The organism is Kitasatospora sp. NPDC059462, assembly GCF_042749955.1.
Taxonomy (GTDB): domain Bacteria; phylum Actinomycetota; class Actinomycetes; order Streptomycetales; family Streptomycetaceae; genus Kitasatospora.
Genome location: NZ_JBHYUU010000244.1, coordinates 1 through 10,260 on the forward strand (window position 1 = coordinate 1; position 10,260 = coordinate 10,260).

At 72.8% G+C, this 10,260-nt stretch carries 6 protein-coding genes and 1 tRNA gene; 1 reads left to right on the forward strand and 6 read right to left on the reverse strand.

Going from position 1 to position 10,260, the window contains the following annotated elements; all coding sequences use genetic code 11:
- Positions 1 to 3,158: 3,158 nt before the first annotated feature.
- From ACFXAM_RS35190 to ACFXAM_RS35215, 6 genes are all read right to left on the reverse strand, one after another.
- Positions 3,159 to 3,232, reverse strand: a tRNA-Pro gene (locus tag ACFXAM_RS35190).
- 153 nt (positions 3,233 to 3,385) lie between these two features.
- On the reverse strand, positions 3,386 to 4,744 hold the full coding sequence (locus ACFXAM_RS35195) for an MFS transporter (RefSeq protein WP_380297578.1): 1,359 nt from the start codon (positions 4,742 to 4,744) through the stop codon (positions 3,386 to 3,388).
- An 83-nt stretch (positions 4,745 to 4,827) separates the two neighbouring features.
- Positions 4,828 to 5,619 carry a DUF1684 domain-containing protein gene (locus ACFXAM_RS35200; protein ID WP_380297580.1) on the reverse strand — a complete coding sequence of 264 codons (792 nt, stop codon included), beginning with the start codon at positions 5,617 to 5,619 and terminating at the stop codon, positions 4,828 to 4,830.
- A gap of 202 nt (positions 5,620 to 5,821) precedes the next feature.
- A complete protein-coding gene (gene tesB, locus ACFXAM_RS35205; protein ID WP_380297582.1) occupies positions 5,822 to 6,682 on the reverse strand; it encodes an acyl-CoA thioesterase II in 861 nt (286 codons plus the stop codon).
- A gap of 236 nt (positions 6,683 to 6,918) precedes the next feature.
- Positions 6,919 to 7,527, reverse strand: coding sequence for an alpha-ketoglutarate-dependent dioxygenase AlkB family protein (locus ACFXAM_RS35210; protein ID WP_380297588.1), 609 nt, complete (start codon positions 7,525 to 7,527; stop codon positions 6,919 to 6,921).
- A 286-nt stretch (positions 7,528 to 7,813) separates the two neighbouring features.
- The gene (locus ACFXAM_RS35215) at positions 7,814 to 8,617 is read right to left on the reverse strand and encodes a transglycosylase family protein (protein ID WP_380297584.1); all 804 of its coding nucleotides are present in this window, start codon (positions 8,615 to 8,617) and stop codon (positions 7,814 to 7,816) included.
- 638 nt (positions 8,618 to 9,255) lie between these two features.
- Here ACFXAM_RS35215 and ACFXAM_RS35220 point away from each other — a divergent pair.
- Complete coding sequence (locus ACFXAM_RS35220; protein WP_380297586.1) at positions 9,256 to 10,137, forward strand: hypothetical protein; 882 nt, start codon at positions 9,256 to 9,258, stop codon at positions 10,135 to 10,137.
- Positions 10,138 to 10,260 lie beyond the last annotated feature (123 nt).

Below are 10,260 nucleotides of genomic sequence, written 5' to 3' on the forward strand. Positions count from 1 at the left end.
ATTGCCCTCGTCATGCTGACCCTCGCAGGCCCCCGGCCCATCCTCCCCGGACGCCAACCCTCAACAGCCTGACCCACACATCAAGCAGGAGAGCCAAAAATGTTCTCTCTCCGCCCACGCGGAGGTTCGGCGAGCTCCTCCTTCTCCTGGGCGTTCCTAGCCTCGGCTCTCCGCCCACGCGGAGGTTTGCCGATCTTCGCGGCCTGGTCCTTCGGAGCGTACATGTGCCCTCCGCTCGCGCGGAGGCCGGCCGCCGACGCCGCCCTTGAGCAGGCCGCCAATACTGTGCTCTCCGCCGACGCGGAGGCTGGTCGCCCCACCTGATACTCACCCAGACGCCCTGGCCGCTATCCGCCCGCGCGGAGGTCAGCCACAGCCGTCACAGCTTCGGATATTGAGATCGACTCGCTCTCTGCCGCACAGAGGTTGGCCGCGGTTCGGCTGTCGGCTGATGTACCTAATCACACGCTCTCCGCCTGTGCGGAGGTTGGCCGTCGACACCGACCAAGAAGCTCTTCATGCGGAAGCGCCGTCCGCCCGCGCGGAGGTTGGCCGCTGTTCGGGCACGTCCGCGGTCTGAACGCCCGGCTCTCTCCGCCCGCTCAGAGGTTGGCCGCACCCGTGGATAATGGACACCGTCGTGCGCCAGTCCTCTCCGCCCACGCGGAGGTTGGCCGTCGTTCTGCTCCTCCAGCACGAGGAACCAGCGGTCCTCCTCGCCCACGCGGAGGTTGGCCGGTCTTGACCTTGATCTCGTCGTCGGCTTCGATGTCCTCTCCGCCCTCGCGGAGGTCGGCCGTCGACGGCGCTCGCGGTGCCGGCCGTGCTGCGGTGCTCTCGTTCGCGCGGAGGTTGGCCGAACCCCGCCCTGCAAGCGCAGATTGCCGCACAGTTCTCTCCGCCCGCGCGGAGGTTGACCAGGCTGCACAACCAGAGTCCGTGTCAGAATGATGTACCCTCCGCCTACGCGGAGGTTCACCGTCGTAGTTCCAGACGGCAGCCCGCTTCACAGTGCTCTCCGCCTGCGCGGAGGTTGGCCGTAGGCTTTCGCGAACTGATGCGTCCCGACGACGTGCACTCCGCCCACGCGGAGGTCTTCCGGATGTCACCACCACCTCGACCAACGCAAAGGGGGTCCTCTCTGCCCACGCGGAAGTTGGTCGGTGATCGGCATCGGCGACCCGATGCAGTTGCAGTCCTGTCCGCCCACGCGGAGGTCTTCCGTCCTGCTTGGCCTTGGTGGCGATGTGATTGGAGTCCTCTCCGCCCGCGCGGTTGGCCGCCGGCGTGGGTGGCGGCGAAGCACGCCCCGTTGTCCTCTCCGCCCGCGCGGAGGTTGGCCCACCCGCACCCACGCGACGTAGAGGGCGAGGAGGTACCCTCCGCCCGCGCGGAGGTCGGCCGGAGGTTGGCGTCACCGCGGAGATCCGCGCCAAGTGCCCTCCGCCCGTGCGGAGGCTAGCCGTTCAAGGGGCCCGACGAGTTCATAAGGTCCTGTTGTCACGCTCTCCGCCCACGCGAGGTTGACTGGCGATCGTCCCCGCCAGCGCCCTCGCGGTCCTGCCCCCTCCGCCCGTGCGGAGGTTAGCCGTACTGAACGTGCCAGTGCGGATGCCAGCCGAAGCGCTCTCCGCCCTCGCGGAGGTTGGTCGTGGGGCGCGATCGACGGGACGCTGATCTACCGGTCCTCTCCGCCCGGGCGGAGGTTTGCCGGTGGCCTACATCATCATCCCCGTCTACATCCCATCCTCTCCACCGTGCGGAGATTGGCCGATCTCCGGCTTCCAAATGCGGATCTCCCCGGTGTCCTCTCCGCCCGCGCGGAGGTTGGCCGGGCGCCGGCCTGCGCGCCTACCTGTCCGCGGTGGTGCTCTCCGCCCATGCGGAAGTTGTCCGTACGTCCAATTGAGGGGAGACCAGCAATTCGATCGATTTCCGCCCGCGCGGAAGTTCGCTCCTTGGTCAACCCATAAGCAGGTCCTCTCCGCCCGCGCGGAGGTTGGCCAACTGCCTAGTAGTAGTACCGGCCGGGGAGGACGCCTTCTCCGCCTGCGCGGAGGTCTTCCCGAGGCCATCCTCCGGATCGGGCCGCCGCCGATGTCTCTCCGCCCCCGCGGAGGTCCTCCAGCGGCGTGCTCGCCGGTGCCGGCCGGAAGGACGTCCTCTCTGCCCACGCGGAGGTTGGCCGGGCCTGTTCGGGGGCATGAACGGGATCATCGAGTCCGCTCCGCCCGCGCGGAAGTTGGCCGGACCGCGCCCAGGATTTCACCACTGACACTGCGTGCCCTCCGCCCGCGCGAAGGTTGGCCGTCCGTCATAGAACAGGCAGTTCGAGCCCTGGTGTCTCTCCGCCCTCGCGGAGGGTGGTCCCGGCAAGGGTGAAACTGACCCCTGAGCGGCGGTGGTTGATCACCCCGACGACTCGGAAGCCGCACTGCTTGGCGAGGTCCGCGGTCCGGGGCACCTGGTCGATGCTGCCCTCGCCCCCGTGCCGACCGCGGCAAGCCGACCGCCGCGGGCGGAGAGGGGCAGCTTGGTCGGCAGGCGGCGGTGATTGGCCGCGACGAGGATCGCGACATCGAGCGGGCATTCGGTGACTGCGACGGCCAGCGCCGTGATCGCGGGCAGCAGCTGCGTGGGAGCTACCTACGGTCGCCCTATGACGGCGCTGCCGCCCCGCCCGGCCGCTGCGGAGGGCCAGCGCCACACCCCGCTCTTGTGCAGTGTCAACAACGGGGCGGAGCCATGCGGATGGTGTCGAATTCGGCAGATCGGCCCGCATTTGGGCTGTGGACCGGGCGAACTTCCGATTCCTGGCGCCAGGGTCGGAACGCATCCACTACCCGAGCCGGAATCCGTTTCCCGCCGCCACCCGGTGTTGCACCGTGGAGACGTCCTGAAGCCCGGTGGATTCGCCGAGCAGGGTTTTCACGCGGCCTGCGCCGCCGGTACTCTGGCCGAAAGGGGACACGTGGGCCTTCAGCTGGCTGGTCCCCGGGGGCAGCTCCTCACGGCCCGCCCGGAGGGTCCTGGTCCCCAGCTGGTCCCCAGCAAGATCGTTTAGGGGTGTTCGCAGGTGGCTTGCTTCCCTAACGGGGCGTCACGTAAAAGGCCGCCGACCTGGGATTTCTCCCGGCCAGCGGCCTTTCCGACTCACGTCGGGACGACAGGATTTGAACCTGCGACCCCTTGACCCCCAGTCAAGTGCGCTACCAAGCTGCGCCACGTCCCGTGGTCTCGTGGCCCGGCGGAGCCTGGGGGGCTCTGCTTCGGGTTTCTCGACCTTGTCGGCCGGTTGTCCCGGCGACGAGGAAAACAATACAGCACGTCGGGGGGTGCTCGCTGCAGGGTTGTGGGGGTGGGGGTCAGGGGGTGGGGGTGGGGGTCAGGGGGTGGGGTGGCGGGCGTCGTAGCGGAGGAAGGCGGGGCGGCGGGCGGCGAGGAGGAGGATGGCGGCGACGCAGGCGAGGCCGCCGCTGACGACGGAGACGGCCGGGCTGGTGAGGGAGGCGACGGCGCCGGACTCGAAGTCGCCGAGGCGGGGGCCGCCGGCGACGATCACGATGAAGACGCCCTGAAGACGGCCGCGCATCTCGTCCGGGGCGGCGACCTGCATCATCGTGTTGCGGAAGATCATGCTGATGGTGTCGGCGCAGCCGGCGGCGGCGAGCAGGAGCAGGCCGAGCCAGAGGTTGCGGACCAGGCCGAAGGCGGCGATGGCCAGGCCCCAGGCGATCACGGCGGCCAGGACGGCGGCGCCCTGGCGGTGGACGCGGCCGACCCAGCCGGAGAAGAGGGCGCCGGCCAGGGCGCCGACGGCGGGGGCGGCGGCGAGCAGGCCGACGGTGCGGGCGTCGCCGCCGTAGAAGGTGACGGCGAGGGCCGGGAAGAGGGCGCGCGGCATGCCGAAGATCATCGCGGCGAGGTCGGCGAGGAAGCTGGTGCGCAGGTTGGGCTGCTCGCGCAGGAAGCGCAGGCCGTCGAGGACGGAGGCGCGGCCCTTGCGCTCGCCGAGCGGGAGCATGGCGGGCAGGCGCCACATCGCGTAGATGGTGGCGGCGAACGCGACGGTGTCGACGAGGTAGGCGGCCTGGACGCCGTAGACGCCGATGAGGACGCCGCCGAGCATGGGGCCGACGGTGAGGCCGAGGTTCATGCTGACGGTGTTCAGGGCGTTGGCGGCGGGGAGCTGGTGGGCGGGGACCAGGCGCGGGATCATCGCCGAGCGGGCGGGCGAGGCGAGCGCGAAGAAGCCGGCCTGGAGGGCGACGGCCGCGTAGAGGATCGCCACGAGGCCGAGGCCGGCGAGGGCCTGTGCGGCCAGGACGGCGGAGACGACGGCGAGGCCGGCCGCGCCGATCAGGCCGAGGCGGCGGCGGTCGGCGGTGTCGGCGATGGCGCCGCCGTAGAGGCCGAAGGCGACCAGCGGGACGAGGGAGAAGAGGCCGACCAGACCGGTGGCGAAGGTGGAGCGGGTCAGGTCGTAGACCTGGACGGAGACGGCGACGGCCGTCATCTGCTGGCCGACCGAGGAGACGGACTGGCCGAACCAGACCCGTCGGTAGTCGGCGTTCTCGCGCAGCGGGCTCAGGTCGGCGAAGGCGCTGCGGGCGAACCGGCGGTACCAGGCGGTCGGCGGGGCGGCGGTCGGCGGGACGGCGGCGGCGGAGGACGGGAGGGCGTCGGAGGGGGTGGGTGGTGCGTCCCCGGCGGGCGCGGAATTGGCAGGATGATTGGTCGACACAGTGCCCCATCGTGGCCCCGCCCGCCCGGACCGTCGACACCGGGGTCGGAGATCCGGGCGGGGGCGGCAGGGGGTGGTGTGCGCTACCGGGTGAGGACCTGCTTCTCCCCCGCCTCCACCGGGAAGTCCAGCCGGTTGCCGGGCGGCGGGAACGGGCAGATGAAGTGGTCGGCGAAGGCGCAGGGCGGCAGGTAGGCGCGGTTCAGGTCCAGCACCGTGCGGCCCTCCTCGTCCGGCGCGGGCAGGGTGATGAAGCGGAACCGGTAGGTGTCCCGGCCGCTGGTGGCGTCGGCGATCACACCGCTCAGGCCGTTGGCCGAGCCGCTGACCGTCAGCGTCCGGTGCTCCCCGGCCACGGTGAACGCGATCTGCCCGCTGACGGTCAGCGAGCGCTCCTTGCCGTCGGCGTTCGGGACGACCACCGCCCGCTCCTGCCCGGCCTCGAACGGGGTGAAGACCGCGGGGACGGCCCACTCCGGCGAGTACGGGTAGGCGGAGATCCCCGCGAACGAGGCCCGTCGGGGCGCCGACGGGTCGAAGACCCGCAGCGCCAGCTCGCCCTCGCGCTCGATCGGCACCAGCAGCAGCTCGCCCAGCGACGCGGTGTCCGGAGCCGGGTCGGTGTCCGGGCGCAGCAGCACCTCCCCGTCGACGGGAGCGGCCTCGCCCGCGACGGCCAGCCCGTCGGCGGCCGCCGCGCGGACCCGGACGCCCTCGGCGTCGGTCCACCAGAGCCCGGGCAGCCCGGGGATCTCCGCGGGCTGCGGCTCCAGCCAGTACGTGCCGGTGAGCGCGAGCTGGCCGTGCGGGGTGCTGACCGCCGCCGCCCGCCGATCGCTCCAGTGCTTCCATTCCTCCGCGGCCGTCGCCGTCATCGGCTCGCCCTCCCACTGTGGTCCAGGGCCCGCCGGGCGGGCCGTCCGTACTGCACTCACCCCATCGAACATCCGATACCCGGGCCGGGCATTCCCGGCACCGGATACCGTCGCGCGGCTGTCACACCGCTCAATACGCCGGTCACATCGTCACACCGGACGACATGTATGCCCGGTCTCACCCCGCCGGCCGGCCGGTCCTTCAGTCCTTGATCCGGCGGAACAGGCCCTCCTGCACCACCGAGACCACCAGCCGGCCGCTGCGGTCGAAGATCTGCCCGCGGGCCAGGCCCCGGGCGCCGTGGGCTATCGGGGACTCCTGCTGGTAGAGCAACCAGTCGTCCGTGCGGAACGGGCGGTGGAACCACATCGCGTGGTCCAGCGACGCCATGTCGAAGTGACGGGTGCCCCAGAGCGGCTCCACGGGGGCGCGGACGGCGTCCAGCAGGGTCATGTCGCTCGCGTAGGTGAGCGCGCAGACGTGGATCAGCGGGTCGTCCGGCAGCTCGCCGTTGGTCCGCAGCCAGACGCCGCTGCGCGCCTCGACGCCGGCGAGCTCCTCGGTGGTCCAGCGCAGCCGGTCGACGTAGCGGATGTCGAACGGCTGGCGCCGGCTGATGAACGGCGGCAGCTCGCCGAGCCGGGAGCCGACCTCGTCCAGCGCGCTGGGCAGCTTCTCCGGGGCGGGCACCTCGGGCATCGGGAACTGGTGCTCGATGCTGTCCGGCTCCGAGGCGTGGAAGTCGGCGGTCAGCGCGAAGATCGACCGGCCGCCCTGGATCGCCAGCACCCGGCGGGTGGTGAACGAACGGCCGTCACGCAGCCGGTCCACCTGGTAGACGATCGGCACGCCCGGCACACCGGGGCGCAGGAAGTAGGCGTGCAGCGAGTGGACCGGCCGGTCGCCGTCCACGGTGCGCCCCGCCGCGACCAGGGCCTGGCCGGCGACCTGTCCGCCGAACGTGCGCTGGAGCGCCTCCTCGGGGCTGCGCCCGCGGAAGATGTTCAGCTCGATCTGCTCAAGGTCCAGCAGCGCGACGAGATCGTCGACCGGGGTACCCATGGAACACGTCCTCTCGGGGCCGCCGCCCGGCCGGAGGTCTTCCGCCCGGCTGCCGCGACCCATTCTCTCGAATTCTCCAGCTCAATCGAATTCCTCAGCGAGCCGGGGCATTCCCGCGACCGGGACCGCGGACGCCGATTCACTCGAACGAGGTCGAACGGGGTCGAACGAGGCCCGGCGAGGTCGAACGCCGCCGTCGCGGACGGCCCGCCGGCCACGGCGCGGCCCGGACGCCCTCAGAGCCCCGACTGCCGCACGGTGATGTTGAGCCGGCCGGTCAGCCCCAGCGCCGGGTCCGCCGTCCCGGGCAGGGTCTTCGTCACGCCGTGGTACGCGAACCGGGCCGGCCCGCCGAACACCAGCAGGTCCCCGCTGCGCAGTTCCAGGTCGGTCCACGGCCTGGTCCTGGTCTCGGTGTTGCCGAGCCGGAAGACGCACGTGTCGCCGAGCGACAGCGAGACCACCGGGGCGTCCGCCCGCTCGTCGCGGTCCTGGTGCAGGCCCATCCTGGCGCCGTGCGGGTAGTGGTTGACGATCGCGGTGTCCGGCGCGTACCCGGCCGCGCCCGCGACCTCGCCGACGGCCGCGCCGTACGCCTCGGCCACCGCCCGCCGGGCGAGCCCGTCGAGCTCGGGCGGGAACGGCTTGACCGGCGTGCCGTCCTCGGCGGTGCGGGAGTAGCCGTACGGGTACCAGTGCCACCCCAGGCTGACCATCCGCACGGACATCAGCCCGCCGGTGGGCATCCGGACGGTGTGCATCCCGGCGGGCGGGCGCGCCCACGCACGGCAGGCGGCGACCAGCCGCAGCTGCGCCGCCGCGTCCAGCCAGCCCGGGAGCAGCACGGCGCCGGGGGCCGGCTCGGACCGCCCGCGCCCGGCGGCGGCGTCGAAGCCGAAGGAACCGCCGGAGGGGCCGGAGGGGCCGCCGAAGGATTCGCCGAACAACTCGCCCTGGGTCACTCCCCCATCCTCGCGCACCGGCCCGCACACACCGGCACGCACGCACCGCACCGAACCGAACGCCGCCGGCCGCCTCCCCGCGTGCGGGAAGGCGGCCGGAGGACCGGGCGACCGGACCGGGCCGGGGCGGACGAAGTCGGACAGGGCCGGGCGGTCGGACCGGGTCGGATCAGACGGTGAGGGTCTGGCCCGGGAAGATCAGGTTCGGGTTGGCACCGATGACCTTGGCGTTCTTGCTGTACAGCTCGTGCCAGTCGACGCCCTGGGCGGCGGCGATGGTGCTCAGGGTGTCGCCGGCCTTGACGGTGTAGCCGCCCTTGGCCTGCTTGACGTCGTTCGAGGTCCAGCCCTTGCCCTGCTCCTGCTTGGCGGCCTTGTCGGCCTTCGGCGCGGCGGCGGCCTTCGGGGCCTCGGCGGCCTTGGGGGCGGCCTTCGGCGCGGCGGCGGCCTTGGGGGCCTCCGCGGCCTTCGGCGCGGCCGGCTTCGGGGTCGCGGTGGCGGTGGCGGCCGGGGCGGCCGGCTTGGCGGCGGGGGCGGTGGTCGCCGGGGCGGCGGTGTCGACCGCGGCGGGGGCGCCACCCTTGGTCAGACCGGCCTTGACGGAGCAGACGGGCCAGGCGCCCGGGCCCTGCGAGGCGAGGACCTTCTCGGCGACGGCGATCTGCTGCGCCTTGGTGGCCAGGTTGGCCTGCGAGGCGTAGGCGGTGCCACCGAAGGCGGCCCAGGTGCTGGAGGTGAACTGCAGACCGCCGTAGAAACCGTTGCCGGTGTTGATGGCCCAGTTGCCGCCGCTCTCGCACTGGGCGACGGCGTCCCAGGTGGAGACGGAGGCGGCGGAGGCCGAGGTGGCCGTGACGAGGCCGGCCACCGGCAGGGCCGCGACAGCGGCGCCCGCCACGACAGCCATCCGGACGCGGTTGCGCTTGGTGGCGGACGGGGTGGTGGCAGCGGCGATCTCGTTACGGAAAGTCATGGGGTTCCTCTCGACAGCCCCGGGCGGGCATGCGGAACCAAGCCCTGGAGGAGGACTGGAATCGCCGGCCGCGTCCGTCGGGCGGCCGGAGACGTGTCGGACGTCCCGCGCCGCCCCTGGCCACCCGCCACGCACCGGCGACCTGTTCGAGCGGTCGTATCGGCGGGCACGGCCGGCGCCGGGAGAAAACCGGCGGGCTGTGCGTCGGGGGTGAACCCGGGTGGTGCTCGTTGCACCGCCAAAGAAGCTACGAGTCGGCCGTCGGGGATCCAAACAGTTACGGGTCTCCCCAGCTCAGCAGGGGATTACCGCCGGTAACCTCCCGCCATTCATGCCCTGAATGTCCGTTTTAAGCGTCATTTCCTAGATCAAACATCGACGGCCCGTGGCTCACCTCACACTTCGAATCCGGCAGCCATGCCACCCGGATCGACACATTGCGATGCCATCGACACCCTCGGCGATCGAATCCGGGGCAATTCCCGTCACCCCGGCCCCCCACCCGTGACCCCTGCCACAAGGGCCCGTTGGGCAGGGCGGCCGGGCCGTCCCCGCCTCCGGCTCGAACAGGGCCGGCCCGCACGACCGCCTCCGGGCCGCCCCGTCCGATCCCCGACACCGCACCGAGGAGACCATCAGTGCCGCGCATGCTCGACGTCAGCGACGAGGTCCGTTCCGAGATCGGCGACGACGAGGCCGACCGCCTGCTCGGCGGCGCCCACGCGCCCGACAGCTACGAGTGCACCTCCTGCCGCACGCCCGGCGACGCTCTCCAGGAGCCCACCAGCACCGTGCTGTTCGTCGGCGAGGAGACGGCGGTCCTGGCCTTCGCGCACGCCCGCTGCATCCCCTCCCAGGTGGTCCCGGTCTCCGAGGAGCAGCTGGCCGGCGCCGTCCGCAGCATCAGCCAGGCCCAGGGCGACCCGGCCGCCGACGCCCTTCCCACCCACCCGCAGCCACCGCTCCCCGCCCCGGCACCGGTTCCCGGCCCCGCCCCGTCGCCGGACGCGGCGTCCGGCCCGGAGGCCGGCCGGCCCGGCACACCGGGCCAGGCCGCGATCCTCGGCATCACCTGCGGGCTGGTGCTGCACGGCGACACCGGCCACGCCTCCCTGGTCGTCGAGCCGACCGGCCCGGTCGGCCGGCCGGGCACCATCACCGGTGAGGACGAGTTCCTCGACCTGCTCCAGGACGCGGGCTTCCAGCCGGTCACCGACCTCGACAAGACGCCGGACCAGCTGCCGGGCTGGTCGGTGCTGGTCGCGATGGGCAAGCTGCACGCCGTCCTGCAGCCCGCGGCGGCGGGCGGCAGCACCGGCTGGTGGCAGGCCCACCAGCCGCTCCAGGTGACCGACGCCTGGCGGTTCGCCGCCAACCAGCTCGGCGAGGTCACCATGTACGCCGTCCCGGCCGGGACGGTCGGCCGGCAGCCGCGCGAGGACCTGCTGCGCCAGGCGCTGGAGCGGGCGGTGGCGCTGGGTCAGGTGGTCGCGGCCTCCCTCCCGCTCGCCGGCACCTGAGCCGGCCCCGGCCCCGAGGTGGACGCGAGGCCGGGCCCCGGGGTGGGCGCCGGGCCCGGGGGGAAGCCGCCCCCCCGGCCCCCCCCCCGGGGCACCCCCCCGGCCCCCCCCCCCCCGCCAACC